The 25,510-nt window shown below is 30.3% G+C and carries 22 protein-coding genes; 20 read left to right on the top strand and 2 right to left on the bottom strand.

Translation table 11 applies throughout. The features are described from left to right. Positions 1-96 precede the first annotated feature (96 nt). From NSA58_RS02925 to NSA58_RS03015, 19 genes are all read left to right on the top strand, one after another. On the top strand, positions 97-942 hold the full coding sequence (locus NSA58_RS02925; protein WP_074429357.1) for an ABC transporter permease: 846 nt from the start codon (positions 97-99) through the stop codon (positions 940-942). Positions 943-960: 18 nt separating this feature from the next. Next, a complete protein-coding gene (locus NSA58_RS02930) occupies positions 961-2,283 on the top strand; it encodes an ABC transporter ATP-binding protein (protein WP_257560048.1) in 1,323 nt (440 codons plus the stop codon). A gap of 190 nt (positions 2,284-2,473) precedes the next feature. Next, positions 2,474-3,349, top strand: a complete 876-nt coding sequence (locus tag NSA58_RS02935) for a metallophosphoesterase (protein ID WP_074429359.1) — start codon at positions 2,474-2,476, stop codon at positions 3,347-3,349. Positions 3,350-3,707: 358 nt separating this feature from the next. Then, entirely contained in the window at positions 3,708-4,316 is a 609-nt protein-coding gene (locus NSA58_RS02940; RefSeq protein WP_074429360.1) for a YitT family protein, read from the top strand. A gap of 240 nt (positions 4,317-4,556) precedes the next feature. Beyond that, a complete protein-coding gene (locus tag NSA58_RS02945; protein WP_074080001.1) occupies positions 4,557-6,122 on the top strand; it encodes an ABC transporter substrate-binding protein in 1,566 nt (521 codons plus the stop codon). Positions 6,123-6,189: 67 nt separating this feature from the next. Continuing rightward, positions 6,190-7,134, top strand: a complete 945-nt coding sequence (locus NSA58_RS02950) for an ABC transporter permease (RefSeq protein WP_074080000.1) — start codon at positions 6,190-6,192, stop codon at positions 7,132-7,134. A gap of 17 nt (positions 7,135-7,151) precedes the next feature. Next, a complete protein-coding gene (locus tag NSA58_RS02955) occupies positions 7,152-7,985 on the top strand; it encodes an ABC transporter permease (RefSeq protein ID WP_074079999.1) in 834 nt (277 codons plus the stop codon). Positions 7,986-7,994: 9 nt separating this feature from the next. After that, positions 7,995-8,966, top strand: a complete 972-nt coding sequence (locus tag NSA58_RS02960; RefSeq protein ID WP_074079998.1) for an ABC transporter ATP-binding protein — start codon at positions 7,995-7,997, stop codon at positions 8,964-8,966. A 1-nt stretch (position 8,967) separates the two neighbouring features. Then, the gene (locus NSA58_RS02965; protein ID WP_330652533.1) at positions 8,968-9,921 is read left to right on the top strand and encodes an ABC transporter ATP-binding protein; all 954 of its coding nucleotides are present in this window, start codon (positions 8,968-8,970) and stop codon (positions 9,919-9,921) included. 234 nt (positions 9,922-10,155) lie between these two features. Continuing rightward, positions 10,156-11,697 (top strand): murein biosynthesis integral membrane protein MurJ, encoded by a 1,542-nt coding sequence (gene murJ / locus NSA58_RS02970; RefSeq protein WP_074079996.1) that lies wholly within the window; start codon positions 10,156-10,158, stop codon positions 11,695-11,697. 205 nt (positions 11,698-11,902) lie between these two features. Further along, positions 11,903-13,663 (top strand): ABC transporter ATP-binding protein, encoded by a 1,761-nt coding sequence (locus NSA58_RS02975; RefSeq protein WP_257560049.1) that lies wholly within the window; start codon positions 11,903-11,905, stop codon positions 13,661-13,663. A gap of 237 nt (positions 13,664-13,900) precedes the next feature. Continuing rightward, positions 13,901-14,794, top strand: a complete 894-nt coding sequence (locus NSA58_RS02980) for a hypothetical protein (protein WP_257560050.1) — start codon at positions 13,901-13,903, stop codon at positions 14,792-14,794. A 132-nt stretch (positions 14,795-14,926) separates the two neighbouring features. Further along, the gene (locus tag NSA58_RS02985) at positions 14,927-17,920 is read left to right on the top strand and encodes a vWA domain-containing protein (protein ID WP_257560051.1); all 2,994 of its coding nucleotides are present in this window, start codon (positions 14,927-14,929) and stop codon (positions 17,918-17,920) included. Between the two features lie 50 nt (positions 17,921-17,970). Further along, a complete protein-coding gene (locus tag NSA58_RS02990) occupies positions 17,971-18,204 on the top strand; it encodes a hypothetical protein (protein ID WP_257560052.1) in 234 nt (77 codons plus the stop codon). Positions 18,205-18,266: 62 nt separating this feature from the next. After that, complete coding sequence (locus NSA58_RS02995; RefSeq protein WP_257560053.1) at positions 18,267-19,136, top strand: hypothetical protein; 870 nt, start codon at positions 18,267-18,269, stop codon at positions 19,134-19,136. Continuing rightward, positions 19,126-20,280: a radical SAM protein gene (locus tag NSA58_RS03000; protein ID WP_257560054.1), complete on the top strand. Its 1,155-nt coding sequence runs from the start codon at positions 19,126-19,128 to the stop codon at positions 20,278-20,280. Before NSA58_RS02995 ends, NSA58_RS03000 begins: the two co-directional genes overlap by 11 nt. 1 nt (position 20,281) lies before the next feature. Further along, the gene (locus NSA58_RS03005) at positions 20,282-20,542 is read left to right on the top strand and encodes a PqqD family protein (RefSeq protein ID WP_257560056.1); all 261 of its coding nucleotides are present in this window, start codon (positions 20,282-20,284) and stop codon (positions 20,540-20,542) included. Positions 20,543-20,679: 137 nt separating this feature from the next. Then, positions 20,680-21,909, top strand: a complete 1,230-nt coding sequence (locus NSA58_RS03010) for a nucleotidyltransferase domain-containing protein (protein WP_257560057.1) — start codon at positions 20,680-20,682, stop codon at positions 21,907-21,909. 23 nt (positions 21,910-21,932) lie between these two features. Next, complete coding sequence (locus NSA58_RS03015; RefSeq protein ID WP_257560058.1) at positions 21,933-22,397, top strand: S24/S26 family peptidase; 465 nt, start codon at positions 21,933-21,935, stop codon at positions 22,395-22,397. Positions 22,398-22,462: 65 nt separating this feature from the next. Here the strand turns inward: NSA58_RS03015 and NSA58_RS03020 are convergent, their stop codons facing one another. Further along, positions 22,463-23,470 (bottom strand): LCP family protein, encoded by a 1,008-nt coding sequence (locus NSA58_RS03020; RefSeq protein ID WP_257560059.1) that lies wholly within the window; start codon positions 23,468-23,470, stop codon positions 22,463-22,465. A gap of 342 nt (positions 23,471-23,812) precedes the next feature. Between NSA58_RS03020 and NSA58_RS03025 the strand changes: the two genes are divergently transcribed. Then, positions 23,813-25,192 (top strand): alanine/glycine:cation symporter family protein, encoded by a 1,380-nt coding sequence (locus NSA58_RS03025; protein WP_257560060.1) that lies wholly within the window; start codon positions 23,813-23,815, stop codon positions 25,190-25,192. A 79-nt stretch (positions 25,193-25,271) separates the two neighbouring features. Here NSA58_RS03025 and NSA58_RS03030 read toward each other — a convergent pair. After that, a partial coding sequence (locus NSA58_RS03030) for a hypothetical protein (protein ID WP_257560061.1) occupies positions 25,272-25,510 on the bottom strand: 239 nt, incomplete at its 5' end.

Genomic DNA, 25,510 nt, shown 5'->3' on the forward strand with positions numbered 1-25,510 from the left:
ATTCTGTGGATAAAAAGCAGAATTAATATTATAGGTGTAAAATTATTAAAATATAATTAAACGAGTTAATATAAAATAACTAAAAGGAGGTTGAATATGCAACAAGACAATTGGACAACGGTAATTAAACCAAAAACAGGATGGTTAGATATAAATTTAAAAGAATTAATACAATATAAAGACTTAATATCAATGTTTGTAAAAAGGGACTTTAAAACATTATATAAACAAACAATACTAGGGCCGCTATGGATAATCATAAGTCCATTATTAACAACGTTAATGTTTACAGTAGTATTTGGAAATATTGCCAATATATCAACAGATGGAGTACCTCAGATAATATTCTATATGTTAGGTACAACAGTGTGGACATATTTTTCTACATGTTTAACTAAAACATCATCAACATTTACTGGTAATGCAGCTATATTTGGGAAGGTTTATTTTCCAAGATTAGTAACACCAATATCAACAGTTATTTCAGGACTAATAAATTTTGGTGTACAATTTTTGATGTTTTTAGGGTTTATGGCATATTTCATGGTAAAAGGATCATCAATAGAGCCTAACTTATGGATTTTAATAACACCATTATTGTTAGTACAATTGGCAGCACTTGCTTTGGGATTTGGAATAATTATTTCATCATTAACAACAAGATATAGAGATTTAGCAGTTCTGGTAACATTTGGTGTTCAACTTTGGATGTATGCAACACCTGTTGTTTATCCAGCATCTCAAATAAGTGGTAAATTAAAAACTTTAATGATGTTGAACCCAGTTTCTCCAATAGTAGAGACGTTTAGATATGCGTTTTTAGGAAGTGGTTCAATTCCGTGGACCTATTTAGGTATAAGTATGATTACTACTTTAGTAGTTTTATTTGTAGGAGTAGTTTTATTTAGTAGAGTTGAAAAGACTTTTATGGATACAGTTTAATAGATGGGAGAGTTTGATATGAGTGAAGTAGTTATCAAAATAGAAGATTTGCATAAAAAATATAGACTTGGTGCCATAGGTGGGGGTACTTTGACTGCTGATTTACAAAGTTGGTGGGCAAAGGTTAGAGGAAAGGAAGATCCTAATACTAAGATAGGGGCTAAGACTTATGGAAAAAATGAAACTTTTATGGCTCTTAATGGAGTAGATTTACAAATTAATAAGGGCGATACTATAGGTATTATTGGCGGTAATGGAGCTGGTAAATCTACATTATTAAAAATATTATCAAGAGTAACTGCTCCAACTAAAGGAAGTTTAAAAATAAAAGGTCGTATCTCTAGTTTACTTGAAGTTGGTACTGGTTTTCATCCAGAGCTTACAGGAAGAGAGAATGTATACCTTAGTGGAGCAATTCTTGGTATGAGTAAAGAAGAAGTTGACTCTAAGATTGAGGATATCATAGAGTTCTCTGAATGTAGAAAGTTTATTGATACTCCAGTAAAAAGATACTCTTCTGGTATGTTTGTAAAGCTAGCGTTCTCGGTGGCAGCTCATCTTGATTCGGAGATACTTATTATGGATGAAGTTTTAGCTGTTGGAGATATGAAGTTTCAAAAGAAATGTATAAATAAGATGTTGGATGTAGCACATTCTGGAAGAACTATACTATATGTAAGTCATAATATGCAGACTATAGAGCAGTTATGTAATAGGGTTGTTGTGTTAGATAAAGGTACTGTAAAGTATGATGGAAATGTAGAAACGGGTATAAGTATATACTTAAATAATAAGTGTGAAGGATCTAGTATGTATAATAATTTATTTAAAAAAGAAAGAGAAGGATATTTACCCAAAGAACCACAAGCTAAATTTAATTATTTAGAGTTATTAGATAAAGATAATAATATTTTTGTAGATGGTGAAAAACTTAGATGTAATATAAATTGGAAAAATTATGATGATATACATGATGTTCAATTAAGATTTGAGATTAGAACTATAGATGATACTCCAATAGCTGCATCAGTATGCTCTAAAAAGTTTTCTTGTTATAAAGATACAGAAACAACATACGAAGTGGAACTAGATATAAGTAGGTTAGTTACAGGAAAATATCAATTACTAGTTGTTTTATGTGAAATAGGAGAACTTGGTGGATATAGAGATTTTGATGGAGTTTATCCAGCATGTGTATTTGAAGTAGTTAATTCTAAATTAAATGACTATGTATTTGAATGGAATCGTAAACAATGGGGTCATATACAATTAAAGGACTTAGATATGATTGAAGTTGAAACGTATGAAACAAGAGAAAAATCACTAGTTAATTATAGATAAGAGGAAAATAAAATTATAAGGAGTATACATGGTAGATATGTTGGTTATGATACTCATACGGCTATTATTAATGATTAGTATTTATGAAAAAGTAATTATAATTGAAAACTTTTTTATCATATGACATAATTTAAAAATATAAATTTATGTATAAAATAGTAGATAGAATACTAAAAATGGGGAGAATGATATGAGTAAAAAAACAAAAAGAATAGTATTTGCATTATTACTGCTTGTGATAATCTGTTTAATTGTGACATATAAAGTATACATATCCTATAATAAAATAACAGTAAGTGATTACAATATAAAATCAAATCAAATTAACAACTCAATTAATGTAGTCATAATATCCGATCTTCATGACAATCAGTTAGGAGAAAACAACGAAGACTTAATAAATCAAATAAACTCACTTTCACCAGACATCATCTTAGTAGTAGGTGATGTACTAAATCAAGACTCAAAAAACAGTAAAATAGTCACAAGTCTTATGAAACAGCTCTGTAAAAACCATAAAGTATTTTATTCCTTGGGAAATACAGGCATAGACTACATAGAATCAGGTACATCTGACTTATTAAAAGAACTTGAAGATATAGGAGTTACTGTACTAGATAATGAATACAAGGATGTTACGGTGAATGAAAATACCATAAGAATAGGTGGAATGTATTCATATGCTTTTGGATTAAATGATAATAATGATGTTGATAAAGATACAATGGAAGAAGGCGTTTACGATTTTCTAACAGAATTCCAAAACACATCCAACTACAAAATCATGATGGCACACAGGCCAGATAGTTTTATATTTGGGAATGCATCAGAGGTATGGGATATAGACCTAGTAGTAAGTGGTCATAATCATGGTGGACAAGTTGTTCTTCCTTTTGTTGGGGGGCTTTATGGCGGAGATCAAGGATGGTTTCCAGAGTATGATAAGGGATTTTTTGATTTGAATAAGATAAAGGTTCTTATAACTAGTGGATTAGGATCAGGTAAGCAGAAGTTGCCTAGATTTAATAATCCACCAGAAATAGTTAATTTACATTTATCAAAATAACAAAATAAAAATCTATCAAATTAATAGTACTCATATGTTGGATCAAAAAATTACAATTTGCTCTCTGTAAGATTAAGTTTAGTAAAACTAAGTAAAACAAAAATTTTTATAAACCTGAAAATATATATACTAAACTACAAAAAACTATACCCTAAACTTTTGTAAAAAAATATCTCAACAAAGCCATTACAAACACTTAAATATATGAGAATAAATAAAAACCAAGTAAAAATGAAAAAAATACACTATGAAAATAACCTCACCCCTTACACAATACTCACTTCTTGAAAATCGACTATACAAAGGCATTTTAAAGTCATATAATATTAATAAATTTGAAAAAAGGGAAGGTTTTAATATGGATAGGCGGACCAAGGAAAAAGAAATAGGATTAATTTTATTAGGTACTATAATTTTATCATTTGGTGTTTACAATTTAAATTATCAAAACAACATAACGGAAGGTGGAGTTTTAGGGATTTTATTATTACTAAAAAATCTCTTTAATATAAATCCATCTGTGGCAAATATAATAATAGACATTTCATTATTTGTAATAGGATACAAATTCTTTGGGAAAAAATTCTTAATTTACTCAATGATTGCAACAATAGGTTTTTCTGTTTTTTATGCAGTGTTTGAAAGTATAGGCCCACTTGTGCCTGTGTTTGACAGCAAATTACTAGGTACAGTGCTAGCAGGTTTATTTGTAGGAGTTGGCGTGGGTATAGTAGTTAGGGCTGGAGCAGCAGCTGGTGGAGACGATGCATTGGCACTAATCATTTCTAAAATAACATCTATGACTATTGGAAAAGTTTATCTCATAGGAGATATTTCGGTACTTTTACTTTCTTTATCTTATCTATCAACATATGATATTTTCTGGTCTTTGATAGCAGTTAGTATAAGTGGAAAAACCATAGATTATATATATAATTATAAAATGGAACCAGCTAAAGTAGTTTAAAAGAAAAATCATTCTATAGCTGTGATGGTTGTAAAGCTTATAAAAAATAAGGCTACTAAGAGGCAGCCTTATTTTTATGTAAAAAAACACAATATGAAATAGTTAAATTTAATCATGCATAGAAAAAAATAATAAATGCATATTATGAATAGAAAAAATCGATTTGATATAAACTGCTTTTAAAAATATAATTATATTGTCGGAAAAAATCTAACTAAGGGGAAATTTTGGAGGAATATTATGAAATTTAAAAGAAGGTTATTGGCAATAGGTTTAGCAGGAGCTATGTTATTATCTGTTGGATGCTCTAATTCAGGAGGATCATCAGAAGGTTCAAACATTACAAGTATCAGTATAGTAGCAGGTGGAGATGCAGTTAATTTAAATCCACTTTATGCAAATGATAGAGTTTCAATGACAGTAATGAATGCTCTATATAACCCTTTATATGTGGTAGATGAAAAGGGTGAGAAAACGTTTTACTTAGCTGATAGTGTTGAACCATCAGAAGACTTTTTAACTTATACAGTTAAATTAAAGTCAGGTCTAAAATGGCATGATGGAGAATCTTTAACAGCAGATGATTTAGTATTTACTATGGATAGCATACTAGATGAAAGTCAAGCGTCAATAAGTAGAGGAAAATTTATTATAGAAGATAAAGCAGTAGAAGTTAAAAAAATAGATGAAACTACAGTAGAATTTAAATTACCAGCAGTATCAACTTCATTTGAAAGTATGTTAGGTGATATAAGAGTAATACCTAAACATATATATGAAGGTGAAAAAGATATGGCTAAAAGTGATAAAAATAATTCGCCTATAGGAAATGGTGCTTACAAATTTAAAGAGTATAAAACAGGTGAGTTATTAACTTTAGAAAGATTTGATGATTACTATGGAGAAAAAGGAGAATTAGAAACAGTTACATACAGAGTTATAGCTGATTCTAACTCTGCAAACATGGCACTTCAAAATGGCGAAGTTCAAGCTAAATATGTTCAACCAGATGAAGTAGCAGATGTTGAAGGAAAAGGTAATGTTGATATAGTTACATTTGATGAAGGAATGGTAGATAATGTAGTATTTATGCAAAATGTAAATGAATCTTTAAAAGATGAAAAAGTAAGACAAGCTATATCTTATGCAATAAATAAAGATGAAATAATAACAGCTGCTTATAAATCAGAAGAATACGCAGACAAAGCATATTCACTATTTGCATCAAGTACAATGTCTTATACTGATGATGTTGAAAAATATGAGCAAGATAAAGAAAAAGCTAAAGAATTATTAAAAGAAGCAAAAGTAGATAACTTAAAATTAAAATTAGCGTACAGTACTCATAAGAGTCAACAAGAAAAAATAGCTTTAGTTTTACAAAGTAACTTAAAAGAAGTTGGTATAGAATTAGAATTAAAACCTATGGAAAAAAGTGCTTTCTATAATGAATTATGGAGTGGAGCTGATGCAACATTTGATCTAGCTTTAAACGGGTATGTAATGGGAAGTGAGCCAGCTGAATATGCTTCTGTTTTCACAAGCAAAGGGAGTGACAATATAGGTGGCTACTCTAATAAAGAAGTAGATAAAAAATTTGCAGAAGCTTTAAAAGAAACTGATGATGCTAAGAGGGCTGATTTATACAAAGAAATACAAAAAACTATAGTTGAAGAAGTTGCACTTTATCCAATTTGTTATTCTAAATCAATAGTTGCAGTAGACAAAAATTATGATGTTAAAGAGGCTAATTTAGTTCCAATATTTATGTTTAGAGATTTAAATGGAATAAAAGTAAAAAACTAATATGACATGGAAAATAGCCGTATTTTTTTACGGCTATTTTTTTAGACAATTAAAATGGGAGAGTATTATGAAAGATAAAATTATAAAGAGATTATTAGGCTTAATACCAATGCTATTTTTTATATCATTAGTATCATTTTTACTAATGCACTTAGCTCCAGGTGATCCGTTGCAAGCCTATGTAACGCCACAAATGAGTCCAGATGATATAGAAAGAATAAGAATAAGTATGGGGCTTGATCAACCTGTAATAGTTCAATACTTTAAATGGCTAATAAATGCAGTACAAGGAAATTTAGGATATTCACTAATAAGTCATAGACCTGTATTTGAAACTATTATGGAAAGACTACCAAATACACTTTTAATTACTGTTACAGCTTTAGTAATATCAATATTAGTGGCTATACCAGTAGGGCTTATAGCAGGATATAAAAAAGATTCTATTATAGATAAGATTTTAAATGTAATTTCATATTTAGGAATATCTATACCAAGCTTTTGGTTTGCAATGATGCTTATATATACTTTTTCATTGAAATTAGGTTTACTACCAAGTGTGGGGATGAGGACAGCAGGTATTGAAACTAGTGTGGATTTACTAAAACATATGGTTATGCCTGTGATTATACTTAGTTATTATAATATTTGTGTGTTTACTAGGTATATAAGATCAAGTACTATAAGTCAGCTTAAAGAAGATTACGTTCTTACACAGCGAGCTTATGGGGCAACTACTAAAGATATATTATTTAAACATGTATTTAAAAATACTTTACTTCCTGTTATAACAATTTTTGCTATGGCTCTTCCACAACTTGTAACAGGTGCATTTATAACAGAGACTATTTTTGGTTGGCCAGGCATGGGACAATTAGGAGTAAATTCTATATTTGGTTATGACTATCCTGTAGTTATGGGAATTACCATGTTCTCCTCTTTTATATTAATTATAGGTAATCTACTAGCGGATGTGTTATATGAATTAATAGATCCACGAATTAAAGCATAAATAGGAGGACGAGAAAAATGGTAGAAAGATTAAAGAATAATTTTAAAGATAATAAATTAGCTTTATTTGCTCTTATAGTAATAAGTTTATTATGTGTTGCCTGTATATTAGCATTTTTAAGCCCTTTTGATCCTAATAAAATAGATCCAATAAATGGTCTCAAATCACCGGGGGGAAGCAATTTATTTGGTACGGATAATATGGGGAGAGATTATTTTACAAGAGCACTATATGGTGGAAGGGTTTCTTTAACTGTAGGATTCTTATCTATGTTAATTTCTACAGGTTTTGGAACTATAATAGGAACTATTAGTGGTTATTTTGGTGGAAAAATAGATAGTTTTATAACTAGATTTATAGATATATTAATGTGTATACCTACCTTCTTCTTAATATTAGTAATAAATTCTTATTTAGGGTCTGGAATTCAAAACATAATCTTTGTAATAGGTCTTTTAGGTTGGATGAGCATTGCTAGAATAGTTAGGGCGGAAACTTTGTCTGTAAAGGAAAGAGAATATATATTATATGCTAAGTCTGTTGGCCAAAGTCATTTTAATATAATATTTAAGCATATAATACCGAGTATACTTCCAACTATAATAGTTGCTTCAAGTATAAATATAGCAAATGCAATCCTTATGGAATCTTCACTTAGTTTCTTAGGATTAGGAGTACAACAACCAAATGCATCTTGGGGGAGTATGTTAAAAGATGCCCAAGCTTATTTGGGACAAGCACCATATATGGCGATATTCCCAGGTATGTTTATTTTGTTAACAGTTTTAAGCTTTAATTTAATCGGAGATACTTTAAGATCAACATTTGAAGCGAAGGCTAATGATAGGTAGGTGGACAGAATGAGTAATATATTAGAAGTAAATAATTTAAGAACATCATTCTTTACAAAAAAGGGGGAAGTACAAGCAGTAAGGAATGTTAGTTTTAAAGTTGGTAGAAAAGAGATAGTTGGGTTAGTAGGGGAGAGTGGTAGCGGAAAAAGTATAACCTCAAAATCTATAATGGGTTTGATAAGTCATCCAGGCAAAATAGTGGACGGAGAAATATTGTTTGAAGGAAAAGACTTAGCTAAACTTGATGAGAAGGAAATGAGAAAAATAAGAGGGAATGAAATTTCTATGGTATTTCAAGATCCGATGACGGCCCTAAATCCTCTTATAAAAGTAGGTAAACAAATAAGTGAGATTCTAATAAGACACCAAAATCTTAACAAAAATGAAGCTAGAGAAAAAGCAATAGAATTACTAAAAATGGTTGGAATACCATCACCAGAAGTAAGAGTAGATAATTATCCTCATGAATTTAGTGGTGGTATGAGACAAAGAGTTTGTATTGCTATGGCTATGAGTTCATCACCAAGATTATTAATTGCAGATGAGCCAACTACAGCGCTGGATGTAACTATACAAGCACAAATTTTAAGATTAATAAAGAAATTAAATAGTGAAAATGAAAATTCAACTATACTAATAACTCACGATTTGGGAGTAGTTTATAATACTTGTGATAAAGTTATTGTAATGTATGGTGGGCAAATTATGGAGACTGGAACTGTAGCAGAAATATTTAGCAATGCCAAACATCCATATACAATAGGTCTATTAAAATCCATACCAAAACGTAATAACTGTGAAAAAGAAAGATTAGTACCAATACAAGGAGCACCACCAAGTTTACTTAATCCACAAAGTGGATGTCCATTTTATGATAGGTGTGATGAAAAAAGAGATGTTTGCAAAAATACCATTACAACAAAAGTATTAAGTGAAACACATGAAGTAAACTGTGCTTTAGTAAGTGAGGATGAGTAGAATGAATTTAGTAGAAGTTAAGAACTTAAAAAAATATTTTACACAACATAGCGGTATTCTTAAGAAAAGTGTTAAAGAAGTAAAGGCTGTGGATGATGTAAGTTTTTATATAAAAAAGGGTGAAACACTAGGTTTAGTGGGAGAAAGTGGATGTGGTAAATCTACTTTAGGAAGAACTCTAATAAGACTTTATGATGTAACTGAAGGTGAAATTTTATTTGATGGTGAAGATATAGGGAAAAAAAGTGAGAAAGAATTGAAATCTTTTAGAAAAAGAATCCAAACTATTTTTCAAGATCCTTATGCATCTTTAAATCCAAATATGATGGTAAAAGATATAATTAGAGAGCCTTTAGATATTCATACTGATTTTAGTAGTGAAGAAAAGAATGAAATAGTTTATGAAATGTTAGAAAAAGTAGGACTATCTAGAGATTGTGCTACAAAATATCCTCATGAATTTAGTGGAGGACAAAGACAAAGAATAGGTATAGCAAGGGCATTATCTGTTAAGCCAGAATTTATTTTCTGTGATGAACCTATATCTGCTTTAGATGTGTCTATTCAAGCTCAAGTAATAAATTTATTAGAAGATTTACAAAAAGAATTTGGTGTAACATATCTTTTTATTGCTCATGACTTATCTATGGTTAGGCATATTTCTGACAGAGTATGTGTAATGTATTTAGGTAAAATAGTTGAGATTGGCAATAGTGAAGATATTTATAGAACACCAAAACACCCATATACAAAAGCACTGCTTAGTAGTATTCCTTCTATAGATGATGAAATAGAAGAAGAAATATTAGAAGGGGATGTGCCAAATCCTTTAAATCCTCCTTCAGGATGTAGATTTAGAACTAGATGCAAGCTCTGTACAGAAATATGTGAAAAAGAAGAACCAAAGGCAAAAACATATGAAGATGGTCATATAGTTTATTGCCATAATATATAAAAATATAGCAAAACACAATATAGTGAACCTCAATTGTTGGACCAAAAATCTAATGATTGGGGTATTTTTATATGTGAACAATTTTATTATATATATAAGCATTTTAAAAATTATTAAATAAAGAAAAAATATGTTATGATATCGTATTAAATTTTTACAAAAAATACTATAATGTAATATATGTGAAAGTAAATTATAAGCTAGTTAACTTATTTATTATAAAGGAGCAAAATTATGAGCAAATTAGCGAGAGCCACTTTTGGACTTATGGTGGCCACAATAATAGCAAAAATACTGGGATTTGGGAGAGAATTAGTCCTTGCTGCTGGGTATGGAACAAGTATTTACAGTGATGCCTATGTAACAGCTATGAATATACCACAGGTTATTTTTGCCATAATAGGTAGCACTCTAGCAACGGTGCTTATTCCCATGTATATGGAAGTACATAGTGTGGAAGGAGAAGAAAAATCTCTTAAATTTATAAATAACGTGTTTAACTTGGTTGTGATTGCCTGTATAGTCCTTTCAATACTTGGATTTATATTCACAGAGCAAATTGTAAATGTGTTTGCTGTGGGATATGAGGGAAAGGCACTGGAAGTTGCAATTAATTTTACTAGAATAACTATCTTGGGAATTGTGTTCACAGGGCTTAGTTATGTTATGACTTCTTATTTACAAATAAAAAATGATTTTATTATGCCAGGTCTTAGTAGTGTGCCAAAGAATGTGATTATAATTGTGGCAACCTTACTTAGCATCAAGCATGGTCCTTATTTAATGATTTGGGGGACTTTGATTGGAATGGCAAGTGAGTTTTTATTTCAGCTACCTTATGCAATTAAGGCAGGATATAAGTATGTACCAATTATTAATATAAAAGATAAATATATTAAAAAGATGGCTTGGCTGATTATGCCTGTGTTAATCGGAGTGGCAGTAAATCAGGTGAATACTTTGGTAGATAGAACTTTGGCATCTACTTTACCAGTGGGGACAGTGTCTGCACTGAATTATTCAAATAAGCTGACATCATTTGTTATAGCTATTTTTATAACATCAATTTCATCGGTGATTTATCCAATTTTGTCACAACTATCTAGTGAAAATAACAAGGAGAGATTTACTTCTTCTGTTATTAAGAGCATAAACTGTGTCATAATTTTAGTTTTACCTATAACTGTGGGAACTATAGTGCTAGCATTGCCTATTGTTAGAGTGTTGTTTGAAAGAGGGGCATTTGGCACAAATGCAACTTACTTGACTGCGTTGGCTCTTGCCATGTATTCCATAGGAATGGTGGCTTATGGATTGAGAGATGTGCTGGGCAAGATTTTTTATTCTCTGCAAGATACGAAGACACCTATGGTCAATGGTGTAATTGCCATGGCTATGAATATGATTATGGACGTGGTGTTTATCAAGTTTTGGGGACTGGCAGGACTGACTTTGGCTACTAGTTTGTCTTCCATGGCTTGTATTATGTTGTTGTTTAGAAGTTTAAAAAAGAAAATTGGATACTTTGGACAGGACAAGATTGTGAGGGCAACAGCGAAAAGCTTGGTGGCTTCACTGATTATGGGTGCTGTGGCTTATTATTCTTATCATTATATGATTAGGTTTACTCATACTGGTGGGGAAACGGAGTTTATTGTATTAATGGTGGCTGTGACTTTGGCAGCAGCTGTGTATGGTGGCTTGATTATGCTGTTTAAGGTGGACGAGATTAGAATTGTTACTGATGTTGTGAAGAGAAGATTAAAGAGAGAGTAATTAAATAGAATATAAAATGTAAAGTACCTCAATTGTTGAATTAAAATCCAAAAATTGAGGTATTTTTATTTTAATTGTTTAGCAAAGCGACATGAGTTAAGCAAGTTTTTTATAAAAGTATAGTTTAAATATGAAAAATTGTTGACAATGTATCATTTTAAAATACAATCATTAATACAAGGGAAAAATTACAGGGGAGAGACCAATGAATTTTATAAAAAAAGTAGTAAAAAAAATAAAAGAAGGTATGATACAGGAGATGTGGGAAGAAACCAAATGGATGTATCAATATGCAAAGAGATACAAGATAGCCATACTTTTCTATATTTTATTAGGGGTAGTAGGAACTGGCATGAGCTTGGGTGGAAGTGTGGCATCCAAATACCTTATAGATGCAGTAACAGGGGTGGACAAAAGAAACATAGGATATATCGTGTTTCTGATTATAGCAATGGCAATACTAGGTGTAATTATCAAAGCTGTATCCTCTAGAATCACAGCAAAAATTAGTGTAAAAGTTAATAATGAAATACAAAGAGAAGTTTATGATAAAATAATGACCACTGATTGGTTGTCTATGACGAAATTCCATAGTGGAGACTTACTTAATAGATTGAACTCAGATGTAGGAACAGTATCAAACAGTGTTCTAGGATGGGTTCCCAGCTTGATTACAAAGTTGGCACAGTTTTTAGGAGCATTGTGGATAATTTTGTATTATGATCCAACCATGGCAGCTTTAGCACTACTTAGTGCACCAGTTATGTTAATTTTCTCAAAAATGCTTATGACAAAAATGAGATTTTATAATAAGAGAACTAGAGAAGTTTCCAGTGATTTAATGGCATTTAATGAAGAATCATTTCAAAATATACAGTCAATTAAATCATTTGATTTGATTGAACTTTTTAGTAGAAGAATGATAGATATGCAGGAAAAATACAAAGATGTATATATGGATTACAATAAATTTTCCATATACACTTCTTCTTTTATGTCCTTGGTGGGGATGATGGTTTCTTATTCATGTTTTGGATGGGGAGTGTATAGACTTTGGAGTGGAGCTATTACCTATGGTACCATGACTTTATTTTTACAGTTGTCAGGATCTTTGACAGGTACTTTTTCAGCACTAGTTGGATTGGTGCCTTCTGCAATTTCAGCAACTACTTCAGCAGGAAGATTGATGGCGTTTTTTGATTTGCCTCATGAAGAGAAAATAGATGATGAGAAGGTTAAGTCAGTGGAAAAAGGAGGTTTGGATAAGGGTCTTTCAGTGAAGTTGGAAGATGTTATGTATAATTATGATGAAAATAAAGTTGTATTTGAAGATGCTCATGTAGAAGCTAACCCAGGAGAAATAGTGGCATTAGTTGGACCTTCTGGTGAAGGAAAGACTACCATGGTGAGATTGTTGTTGGGGCTTATTAATGCTAAAAAAGGCAAGGCAGTGGTGAGGGGTGCTTTTGGTGTGGAGTGTAAGATTTCTGCAAATACGAGAAGATTTTTTGCTTATGTACCACAGGGAAATACCATATTCTCTGGAACTATAGGTGACAATATGAGAATGGTAAAAGAAAATGCAACTGATGATGAGATTGTTGAGGCATTGAAGGCTGCTTGTGCATGGGATTTTGTGAAGCAGTTGCCAGAGGGATTGGAGAGTAAAGTTGGTGAGAGAGGTGGAGGATTTTCTGAAGGACAGGCTCAGAGGTTGTCTATCGCTAGAGCTTTGCTTAGAAGAAGTCCTATATTGTTGCTAGATGAGGCTACTTCTGCGCTAGATGTTTATACAGAGAGGGAAGTCTTGAGAAATATTATGGATATGGGGTATGCAAGGACTTGTATTGTTACTACTCATAGACCGAGTGTGTTGAGCATGTGTAACAGGGTTTATAAGATTGACAGAGGTAGTGTGGCAGAGATTGATTGTATGGAAGTTGAGAGATTGATAAAGGATTTTTAGAAGAAGGGTTGCTTCAGTTTTGATGAGGTAATTTTGTGGAAATAGAAGATTCTATTATAAACAATTGAAAGTAATTAACAAATAAAATTTTTGTATACATATATAAAGTAAGTTTTTTAAATAAGTACGAAATTATGTACATATAGGAGTTTCTAGAATGGTAAAATGTGGTATAATTTATTATATTAGTATTTTCTAATTAATTATAATGGCGACTATATATGGGGAGGGGGAGTCATGAATAAAAAAATAATAATAGGAATATTAGTAGTTATAGCTTTTGGTATTGGAGGAGTTAAGATTTGGACATACAGTAGTGGGGGAAATGCTACGGAAAAGCAGGTTGCTACGAATTCTTCTAATAGAGAAAGCAGTAATAATGATAGGGATACAAACAAAGAAGAAAGTAGTCAATCTAATAATAGTGAATCTAATAAATCAAATAACAGTTTAAGTTCTAATTTATCACAAGATGAAGATACAGAAAATACAAATGATGGTGTATTCAATAACAAAGATAATAAAAATGAAAACTCAAGCTCAAATAACGCATCTAACACTAGCATAAATACACCGTATAATGTTTCAGTAACAGGAATGAGAATATCTAAAATAGGTGGATTTTCAGGAACATTTGTCGAAGATGGAAGCAATAAAAAAGTAAATAATATCTTAGCATTAGAAGTTAAAAATACTTCTAAAAAAGATTTACAATATGGAGAAATAAAATTAAAAGTAAATGGTAAGGAGACAGCAGTATTTAAGTTAACAAACTTACCTGCTGGAAAAACTGCCACAGTAATAGAGTTAACTGGAAGCGTACCTTATAATTCTGGGGATAATTATAAGTATGAAGATGCAACCTATGCAGCAGTAGAAAAACTTCCAATGAGTTCAAAAAAAGTTAAAGTATCTACAGAAGGTTCTGATATAACAATTAAAAATATTTCAGGAAAAGATTTAGGAACGGTATATGTTTATTATAAGAATACAAAAGGAAGCTCTTATTTAGGGGGAATAACATATAGAGCGAAATTTGAAGATGTAAAAAAAGATAAGTCATATACAGCAAATACAAGTCATTTTTCAAAATCTAACAGTGAAATTGTTATGGTAGATACAGAAAATTAGTACATAATTATGGGGAAAATTATTTTTTAAGATGTGACGTAATCATATATATTTTTATAGCTGATTAAACTTGGGGCAAAGTTACATTTTTAAGAATTAATTTTATAAAATATGTTAAAAGGGGGAAAAAATATGGGAAAAGGAAAAGTCTCAAAAATCCTTTGTATAATGCTATCGCTGATGCTTGTGATTGGAATGGCACCAGCAAACGCTTCTTATGCAGCTTCTCGAAGTTTAGGAAGTACTATAAGCAGTTGGCTTAATAGTATCAAAGGATCAAGTAGTAACAAAGATTCTAGTAGTAGTGATAAAGTTACAAATAGCACTACAACATCGGAGAGCACAGCACAATCAGATAGTAGTGGTACTGTAGATGATATAAAGCTTACGAAGACTGCTACTGATAAAGGAATTGATGAAGAAGGGAATCAATTATTTGATATTACTCTAGGAGTAAAAGGAAAAAAAGTTACTCAAGGTGCTCCACTAGATATTACATTGGTAGTGGATTTATCTAATAGTATGAATGATAATAGTAGATTAATGATTACAAAAGATGCTGCTAAAGAGTTTATAGAAACTGTACTTCCAGCAAGTGGGACGAGTAATGTTAGAGTATCTATAGTGGCATATGGTAAATATGGATATGCTTATAATTTTGATACTAGTAAGTGGGACAAATATGGTTCTACTTCTACTTCTCAATATTATACTGTTTCAAGAAGTACTGCTAAGAATGTAATAGATAGCAATAGTTTCAAACCTGGAGGTATATCTAATGATTCTGGAGGAACTAATACAGAAGCTGGATTTAGAACTGCTAAAGCAGTAACTGAAACTAGGAATAGAGCAGATGCAACAAGTGTAGTTATATTTATGACAGATGGCGTTCCTACATATAGATGTAATGGAACAGATGTATCTGGTAGTGGGAGTTCTACAGCTGATGCTGATTTTAATCAAGCAGTAACTGCAGCTAATGAATTAAAAAATGCTGGAAATGATATATATACAGTTGGGTTATTGACTGGATATAGCAATCTTAGTAATAACTTAACAATGGCTAATAAACTTTTAGCAGATGATGCTTCTTATAATGTAAAAACAACTAATTGGAATAAGAAAACATATACAAATATTGGGGCTGCATATTCAACTAAATATTATCCAATAACAGAATCTGCTGGTGCAGGAGATAAAATAAAAGAAATATACACAAATATAGCTAACAAAATATTAGTTTTAGCAACGGGCACAGTAGTAGACAAAATACCAGAAGGATTTGAACTTACTGAGGATAGTAAAAAAGCATTACAAGAAGCAGGATATAAAATAAGTGAAGATGGAAAGACTATAACTTTTGAAGGTATACCATCAGGTGAAGAGAAAAAAGAATTAAAATTTACTGTTAAATATACTGGAAATGGATATGGAGCAGCTTATACAAATGATTATGCAACATACTCAGGAATACTATATGATGGAACAACATTCGAAGGAGATAATGCTTTAACTTTTGCTAAACCAGTGGCAGGGCTATATCCTAAAACTGTAGATGATAGTGATAGTACTACAGTAGGTACAACAATTACTGTTAATATAAGAGAGAATGATCATTTTACTAAATTAACAGTAGATGGATATACAGTTTCTGACTATACAATAGTTTTAACAGATAAAGATGGTAATGAAATAAACTATACAGGTGATTTTACAGCAACAATAGAAGATGGAAAACTTGTATTTACTTCTCAAACGGAAGGAACTAAAGAGTTATATTATGTTGTAAAAGCAAATATAACTAAAAAAGGTGATAACTTTGCTATAAATGGTCAAACTGAATTGAAATCAAGACCAACAAAAGTTACTATAGATGTTTATAGTGCACCATCAAAAGCATTTGTAATAGATTTCGGTAAACCTGTAACATATAGTGCAGACGATGTATTTACAACTGCAGAACAAAATGCACAAATCGTATTAAAAAATGCTACAAATAATAAAGCAACAGGAAATTATGGAACAATGACATTTAATAGCGATAAGTCGATAACATATAAATTGACTAAATTTATGGATAATATAGATCAATTTATATTTAATGAAACATTTACAGATAAAGATAAAGTAGACAAAAAAGTTTCTATGGTACCTGCATCAAGTATATACTATGAAGATGATTTTAGTGATGAAGATGGAAATACTCTTATAAAGTATGGTGAAGGTTGGGACGTTATAGGTAGAAATAGTGTAAATGAAATAAAAGGTGATGGAAGTCTAGGATATGATTCAAACTACGATAAATCAGATTCTGAATTAGAATATAGTGGTGGAACTATTCACTATGTACCTAAATCAACAAAATCTGTTAAAGCAGATTTTACATTCACAGGACAAGGATTAGATTTATACTCTTATACTAGTGGATCTACAGGAAAATTAACGTTTAGAGTGTATGATGAATCTGGAACAAGAGTATTTAATAAAACTATAAATACTAAGTATAACTCAGGTGAAGCTTATCAAGTACCAGTAGTTACGTTTGTAGGAGAAACATCACAAACATATAAAGTAGAAATTATAGTTCCTAAAAATGAAGTATTCTATTTAGATGCTATACGCATATACAATTCTGTAAAAGTTAATAAAGATGAAATAGGCGTAGATGTTGATAATGAAGCAGATGCTAAGTTTGTTTCTATAAGAGAAGAAAGTTTGACACCTAATTTATTTACGGTGATAGGAAATGTATTTATAGATGCATATACAGGTAATCCAGCACAAATAGTTGATATAAGTAATTCAGATAATCTAGCTAAATATACTACATATGGTCGTAAGACAGAAGTTGTTTTAGCACCAGAACAAAGTATAACTATTAGCTTAAAAGATAAAAGTAATATACCTACTAAAGTGGATCTTGGTGCAAGAATAGATGCATCAGTACCATCAAATATAACTGGTGGTAGTGAATATGGAAAACTATCTGTTAATAGTAAAGATATAACATTAAAATCATCAACAGATATGTATTATACTGTATTATTTAATGATAATGGACAATTGGTAATAACTAATAATACAAATAAATTAGTTGCTTTAACTAAGTTAAAATTAATTTACTAATTATAGTTAATAATAACGAAGATATATTACAATAAGAAGGGGGGCAAAAAATGAAAAAAGAATATAAGAAACCAGAGATAAGAGTACAAAATTTTCAACTAAATGAAAGCATTGCTGGTCCTTGTATCGAAGGTGATAATACTTTAATAACTACATTTCATGACTCAATGTGTGTACTTGAATGGCAGGGATACTTTACCGATGATGCTTGTGAGATAGGAGATCCAGGATATATAGAATGTACTGATACTTATGTTGAAACCGAGGGGTATTTCTGGTCATAAAATTCAGAGGAAGTCATGTCTTTATAGACATGGCTTTTTCCATATCAAATCAGGAGAATCATATGAAAAATATATACAATATAATCGGAAAAAAAATTTTAATACAAAGTGACTTTCAGTACGAACACGATAGAAATTTTGATGACTTTGAAGAAAAAAGCAAAAGTTATGATATAAAAGTTAAATTTATAGAAAAAGAAATACCATATAAATTTAATTATCCAATTTTATATGATAAGAATTATATAAGAATATACCAAGGGGATAAAGGTCTTATAAGGGAATTCACTGGATTGACTAGAAATAGATGTTATGGCTGTTTATTTGAACTTAGTGATAGTAATAGTTATTATGAGTATCATTATTATACACATGCAAAACAATCGCTTAAAAATACATATAATATATTTGAAAGAATTGCATTTGAACATATTTTATATAAAGCAAATACATTTATACTTCATTCATCTTATATAAAATATAAAGATAAAGGAATATTATTTTCAGCACCATCAGGAGTTGGAAAATCAACACAAGCGAGCCTTTGGGAGCAGTATGAAAAAGCAGAGATTATTAATGGAGATAGAACTGCTATTAATAAAAATAATGGTACTTGGTGTGCATATGGTTTACCATTTGCAGGTTCATCTAGAATTTATAAAAATGTAACTACACCACTTGAAGCTATTGTAATACTAAAACAATCAAAAGAAAATTCTATAAAAAAATTAAGTACATTAGAAGGATTTAAATATATTTATAGTGAAACTACTATAAATAGTTGGAATAGGGATTTTATTAATACTATTATAAATTTAATCATGGATATGTTAGATAGCGTGGACGTATATATGTTATCTTGCAGACCTGATAGAGATGCGGTTGATTTACTAAAGAATAAATTGGGGGACATAAATAAGAATGAAAGATGAAATAGTTAGACCACAAATATCGAGATATTTATTTAGAAAGGCTAGTATAGAAAAAGTTCCATTAAGTGGAGCATTTGAAATTTCTCCTCTTTGTAATATGGATTGTAAAATGTGTTACATAAGAATGACAAAAGAAGAAATGAATAAGAGTGGGAGACAAAGATCTGTAAATGAATGGATTGAACTTGCAAGTCAAGCTAAGGAATTAGGAACACTTTTTATTTTAATAACAGGTGGAGAACCATTTTTACAAAAGGATTTTAAGGAGTTATATATAAAATTATATAATATGGGATTTGTAATTTCTATAAATAGTAATGCAACTTTGATAAAAAAAGAAGATATTCAGTGGCTTTCTAAGTATAGACCTATGAAAATTAATGTTACATTATACGGTGCTTCAAATGAAACATATAAAAGACTTTGTAATAATGAAAATGGATTTGATCAAGCTGTAAGGGGAATAAAGCTCTTACAAGAGGCATCTATACCAGTTAAGATAAATGCTAGTATAACACCTGATAATGAAAATGATTTAGAGGCAATTATGGAGTTTGGTAAAAAACATAGATTACAAGTTCAAGCAACAAGTTATATGTACCCACCTGTAAGACGAGATGAAACATCAGTAGGCAAAAATGATAGATTTACAGCGAAGGAAGCTGCAATAAATTCTGTAAAAATAAAAAGATGTAGAATGGATGATAAAAAATTTATAGATTATGCAAAGAACTTAGAAGAAGGTATATTAACAAATGACAGCTTAATAGATGAATGTATGGATATTGAAGGTGAGTCTATGAAATGTAGAGCAGGGGTAAGTACTTTTTGGATTAGTTGGGACGGGAAAATGATGCCTTGTGGAATGATGAATGAACCAGTTTGCTATCCTTTTGAAATAGGTTTTAAAAATGCATGGGAAAAAATAGTTTATGATACATCAAAAATAAGATTACCAATAGAGTGTAGAAGCTGTAAAAATAGACATATATGTCATAGTTGTGCAGCCACTAGTGCTACAGAAGAAGGGGATACTAGTAAAAAATCTATATACATGTGTAATATGACAGAAGAGATAATAAAAGAAACTAAAAGATTATATGAAGAAATTATAAATAGAGATAATTTACTTGGGAGAAGATAATATGAAATTAAAAAAAGAATTTATGTTAAGAGAAATAGTAGGGGAAACTATATTAATTCCTGTAGGAGAAAGTAATAACCATTTTAATGGAATAATTACTATTAATGAAATAGGAAGATTTATTTGGCAAAATTACGAATCATCTAAGGATGAAGAAGATTTGTTAAGTAAGATATTAGATGAATATGAAGTTAAAAAAGAAATAGCAAAATCAGATTTAGATGAATTTTTAGGAAAACTTAGAGAAGCAGATATAATATAAAAAAATATTTTAAAAAGGGCAATGAAAATTGTCCTTTTATAGTGTTATAATTTAACTAAGTAGAATCACAAAAATCAAAAATTTACACATATACAAAGTGGGGTCACAAAAATGTTACCCCTTCAAGAGGGAGAAATATGAACAAAATACACAAAGATTTTTTACAACTACTAAAATCAACAATACAAAACCAAAAAACACCAATACAAATATCACCAAACTGGCATGAAACACTCAAACTAGCATCCATACACAAAGTAATGCCACTAATATATGAATCATCATACAAAACAGAATCATTCAAAAAAACAGAACAAGACTTTCAAAAACACTTCAAAACTACATCCATGCAAATCATCTACAGTCAAATTCAAAGAAGTGATAGATTTTTACAACTATACAAAGAATTAAACAAAGCAGGACTTAAAATTCTTGTATTCAAAGGAATTATATTAAGAGAGCTATATCCAATCCCAGATGAGCGAATATCTGGAGATGAGGATTTATTAATAGAAAAAAAAGATTTAAAAAAAGCAATAAAAATATTAGAAGAAAATGACATGGAAAGAGGTTTATCTGATGAAGAAGAAGCTAATGTTTATCACTATTTCTGTAAAAAAACAGGACTTCATCTAGAACTACACACAACTTTATTTGGAGAACAATCAACTATTAATAAAAAAATGGAAGAAATCTTTGCCACAGTTTTCCAAGATATAGATACTATAAACATTAACAACGTAGATTTGCACACTTTTTCCATAGATAAGCATTTTCTATACATCATCTGCCATGCAATCAAGCACTTTGTATCATGTGGTACTGGAATTAGACAGATTTGTGACATATCCATGTACATCAACAAACATCATGAAATTATTAACTGGGACTATATATGGAAAGAAATAATCGATCTAGGCTATGATACTTTAGTAGTCAACCTACTTCAAATAGCTATAGATTACCTTGGTCTTGATGAAAATAAAATAATTTATCCAAAGAACAAAAATACATATTACATAAACACAAAAGACTTGCTAGAGGACATAATGGAGGGTGGAGTTTATGGAGCTAGCACACAAGCAAGACTAAATGCAGCAAATATGTCCTTAGATGCCCTAAATAAAGAATCAAAATCAAAAATAAAATCAAACTTGGCAGCAATATTCCCAAAAGCAGAGACTTTAAAAGGGCGATATAAATACTTAGAAAAATACCCTATATTGCTACCAGTGGCATGGGGTAGTAGGATTTTTACCTATACAAAGGAAAGAGATAGTTTGTCTAGTGTGGGAGCAACTGCAAAAGAGACCATTGCTGTAGGCAACAGAAGAATAGATTTATTAAAAGAATATAAACTAATATGAGACTATAAAACAAGGTGAAGAGGATGAATACTAGTAAATTTAATTCTAGAGATGGCAAAGAAATTGTACCTATAATGGAAGAAATAATAAATAATGGTGGTCAGTGTAAACTAAGAGTAACAGGTTACTCCATGACACCGATTTTAAAGCACCTTCGTGACAGTGTGATTTTAACATCTATTGATAATAGGCCAATAAAGAAAGGTGAAATAATATTTATACAAAGGCAAAGTGGTCAGTATGTATTACATAGAGTAATGAAAATCATAGATCAAGATACCTTTATTATAAATGGAGACGCACAGCAGTGGACCGAAATTGTAAGAAAGAATCAAGTTATAGGAATTTGTTGCAAAATTATAAGGGATAACAAAGAAATATCATGTGACAACATAATTTATAAAAATATAATAAAAATATGGCAAATGTGTAGGCCTATAAGGCATGTTATATTTAATATAAATTCTCTTATAAAAAAAGTCAGGTAGATTAATGTTATCTACCTGACTTATGAAAAAGCACTTAAGTCTGATTGAGTCTGAAATTTATATAACTAGTAATTTAGCTTTATGTTACTATCATCTTTTAAATATTCATTATCCTTCATATCAATATCATGATAAATAAAATCATGTAACACACTCACAGAGTTCAAATCGTATAACCAAACCCAGCCAGCATCTTTATAAGTTCCACCTTTAACATGTACATCATCAACAATAGGGAATTGACCTTGTTTAATATTTTTAATAGCTCCAGTAGAATAGGCATTGGCAGCCATATCAAGAACTTGTGAAGAAGTAATGTTTGTTGAGTAATATGGAGAAAGTTTATTAAGAAGCTCTTGGGAACTGGAAAGTGATTCGTTTTTTATATCCCTAAGAACTGACATTAATACTTCTCTTTGTCTACTATCTCTATTTATAGCGTTGTCCGAATATCTAATTCTAGTATAGGCAATGGCTTGGTATCCATTTAGTTTTTGTCTACCTGTTGAAGTTAGAAGTTTCATTTCACCTTTGTTTTCATATGTACAACTCTCATAAGATGCTGGAATTAGGGCATTTACGGCATCCAGCTCATGTTCTTCTACACTTACTGTGACCCCATCCAACTCAAATATAATATTCATTAAATTATCAAAATCCACTTGAATATATTTATACAACTCAATTCCAAAATTCTTTTCTATAGTTTTAAAAAGCAATTCTTCTTTGCCCCAAAAGTAAGCTTCATTTAACTTCCCTTTTCCGACACCTGGAATATCAACATATGTATCACGAGCAAGTGAAGTTAGTTTTATACTATTATGTTTCATATCTAGAGTTGCAATAATCATGCAGTCAGATCTAAAGCTACCTTCATTTTCTCTACCATCAGTCCCTAGCAATAAAATATTTGTAATCCCGTTGTTGGCATTGCTTTGAGCTGTTGAAGTTTCTTTTTTTTGCTTTGTTGTAGATTGGATAGCAAAAAAAGTAATGATTGGTATAGTTACTAGTAACAAAACTAGTATTATAATTATTCTTTTTAAATTAAAATTTTTTTCTTTGTGAGACAAGATAAACCTCCCTTTTTTTATGAGTAAATTTTATCATTATTATAACATGATTTATTATATGGCAAATATAGTAAACTCTTTATTTATATTTCACCACATAAGAAAAAGAGCCAACCATATATCAAAATGAATTTATTTTAATATAAGTTAGCTCTTTTTTAATCTTAAGCAAATTTTTTATAAAATGATTATAGTTTTATCAATAAATATTAATTTGAAACTATAATATTATGTCCTTCTTTCCTAAACCTATCAACCAAATACGGTAAAAAGGCTTGGAGTAATCCAATATTTATGGATGACGTTGAAATTTAAAAATTATAGCAGTTAAGAGAGGTAAGTATGGAAAATTTGGGAGTTTTTTTGAAACAACTTGCTAGTTTTTTATGGGGGGATTGGCTACTGTATACTCTACTAGCAGTAGGGGTTTTATATTCATTTGCAACAGGGTTTATTCAGTTTAGAAAATTCCCATATATTATTAAGCAAACATTATTGAATCCTATAAGAGAAAAATCAAAAGATGGAAAATCTGATTCTAAAGGAAATGTATCTTCATTTCAAGCAATGTGTGCAGCACTTGCAAGTTGTGTAGGTAGTGGAAATATTATCGGTGTTTCCACAGCTCTTGTTTCAGGAGGAATAGGAGCAATTTTTTGGATGTGGGTAGCTGCATTTTTAGGTATGGCAACTAAATATGGAGAAATAGTCCTTGGTATTATTTATAGAGAAAAAAATAATAAAGGAGAGTATGTAGGTGGTCCTATGTACTACATTTCAAAAGGTTTGAAACTACCTGTATTAGGTAGTATAACAGCCATACTTATGACAGTTCAAATAATAGGTGGTAATTTTATACAATCTAATGCTATTTCAGGAGTAATGAAAAATACTTTTGAAGTTGCACCTATAATTACTGCAGTAATGTTATGTACAATAATATTTATTATAGTATCTGGAGGATTTAAAAGGTTAGCAAGTGTAACTCAAAAATTTGTCCCAGTAATGGCCATATTTTATATTTTATTTGGTTTATTTTTAATAATATTAAATATAGATAAGGTTCCAGGTGTATTTGCAGAAATATTTAAAAGTGCATTTACATTTGAAGCAGGAGTGGGAGGTATAGCAGGTCATACAATTAAAGAAGCTATGAGATTTGGTGTAGCTAGAGGGCTATATTCAAATGAAGCTGGTGAGGGATCAGCACCTGTAATACATTCAACAGCTAACGTTTCTCATCCTGTAGAACAAGCTATATTTGGAGTAACTGAAGTTTTTATAGATACAATAGTAATATGTACAATAACAGGATTAATCTTAGGATGTACAGGAGTGTTAGATAGTGGAGCACATCCATCTGTATTAGTTATTAATGCTTTTGGAACAATACATCCATTATTAAAATATGTAGTATCTGTAAGTTTAATATCTTTCTCATTTACATCACTTATTAGCCAGTGGTACTTTGGTTATGTAGGACTAAATTATGTATTTGGAGAAAAGATTGCTCTAAACTTTAAGTATGTGTTCCCTATGTTTACTATAATAGGGGCTTTAGTTAGTATAGAAATGGTATGGACAATACAAGATTGTGCTCTTGGATTATTAATATTACCAAATCTTCTAGCCTTACTAGTTTTATTACCAAAAGTAAGGCAAGCCACAAAAGAGTATTTTAAACAAGATTTTATAAAAACTAAAAAAGTAGTAAATCAGTAGGCCTCAATTATATTGAGGTTTACTTTTTTGAAAAATATGGAGGTTTATTATGATACAAAATATAAAGAAAATAGTGACATCAGAGGTGTATACCAGGCTTAGCTCTAATTGGAGCAACACTGATTTCTCTTATAATAGCTAAAATGTCTATTTTTGCAGCTGCTATATTATCAGTAATATTTACAAATGTGTTGTTGTCAGCTAAGAAAATTAGATTTAGAATTAGAGGATTTGCAAAATAATGGATGGATTTTAACTTATAAAAAATATAATGAAAAATGACATTGTATAATAATATAAAGCAAGAAAATAAAATTG

Origin of the sequence: Terrisporobacter muris, from assembly GCF_024621905.1 — a bacterium.
Lineage (GTDB): Bacteria > Bacillota > Clostridia > Peptostreptococcales > Peptostreptococcaceae > Terrisporobacter > Terrisporobacter muris.

Excerpts from the sequence above, each read along its gene's own strand:
- NSA58_RS02980 (WP_257560050.1), top strand. The coding sequence starts at position 13,901 with ATGAATAAAAAAATAATAATAGGAATATTAGTAGTTATAGCTTTTGGT.
- NSA58_RS03015 (WP_257560058.1), top strand. The coding sequence starts at position 21,933 with ATGAATACTAGTAAATTTAATTCTAGAGATGGCAAAGAAATTGTACCT.
- NSA58_RS02985 (WP_257560051.1), top strand. The coding sequence starts at position 14,927 with ATGGGAAAAGGAAAAGTCTCAAAAATCCTTTGTATAATGCTATCGCTG.
- NSA58_RS02990 (WP_257560052.1), top strand. The coding sequence starts at position 17,971 with ATGAAAAAAGAATATAAGAAACCAGAGATAAGAGTACAAAATTTTCAA.
- murJ (WP_074079996.1), top strand. The coding sequence starts at position 10,156 with ATGAGCAAATTAGCGAGAGCCACTTTTGGACTTATGGTGGCCACAATA.
- NSA58_RS02930 (WP_257560048.1), top strand. The coding sequence starts at position 961 with ATGAGTGAAGTAGTTATCAAAATAGAAGATTTGCATAAAAAATATAGA.
- NSA58_RS03000 (WP_257560054.1), top strand. The coding sequence starts at position 19,126 with ATGAAAGATGAAATAGTTAGACCACAAATATCGAGATATTTATTTAGA.
- NSA58_RS02940 (WP_074429360.1), top strand. The coding sequence starts at position 3,708 with ATGGATAGGCGGACCAAGGAAAAAGAAATAGGATTAATTTTATTAGGT.
- NSA58_RS03005 (WP_257560056.1), top strand. The coding sequence starts at position 20,282 with ATGAAATTAAAAAAAGAATTTATGTTAAGAGAAATAGTAGGGGAAACT.
- NSA58_RS02955 (WP_074079999.1), top strand. The coding sequence starts at position 7,152 with ATGGTAGAAAGATTAAAGAATAATTTTAAAGATAATAAATTAGCTTTA.
- NSA58_RS02935 (WP_074429359.1), top strand. The coding sequence starts at position 2,474 with ATGAGTAAAAAAACAAAAAGAATAGTATTTGCATTATTACTGCTTGTG.
- NSA58_RS03025 (WP_257560060.1), top strand. The coding sequence starts at position 23,813 with ATGGAAAATTTGGGAGTTTTTTTGAAACAACTTGCTAGTTTTTTATGG.
- NSA58_RS03010 (WP_257560057.1), top strand. The coding sequence starts at position 20,680 with ATGAACAAAATACACAAAGATTTTTTACAACTACTAAAATCAACAATA.
- NSA58_RS02950 (WP_074080000.1), top strand. The coding sequence starts at position 6,190 with ATGAAAGATAAAATTATAAAGAGATTATTAGGCTTAATACCAATGCTA.
- NSA58_RS02995 (WP_257560053.1), top strand. The coding sequence starts at position 18,267 with ATGAAAAATATATACAATATAATCGGAAAAAAAATTTTAATACAAAGT.
- NSA58_RS02960 (WP_074079998.1), top strand. The coding sequence starts at position 7,995 with ATGAGTAATATATTAGAAGTAAATAATTTAAGAACATCATTCTTTACA.
- NSA58_RS02945 (WP_074080001.1), top strand. The coding sequence starts at position 4,557 with ATGAAATTTAAAAGAAGGTTATTGGCAATAGGTTTAGCAGGAGCTATG.
- NSA58_RS02925 (WP_074429357.1), top strand. The coding sequence starts at position 97 with ATGCAACAAGACAATTGGACAACGGTAATTAAACCAAAAACAGGATGG.
- NSA58_RS02975 (WP_257560049.1), top strand. The coding sequence starts at position 11,903 with ATGAATTTTATAAAAAAAGTAGTAAAAAAAATAAAAGAAGGTATGATA.
- NSA58_RS02965 (WP_330652533.1), top strand. The coding sequence starts at position 8,968 with ATGAATTTAGTAGAAGTTAAGAACTTAAAAAAATATTTTACACAACAT.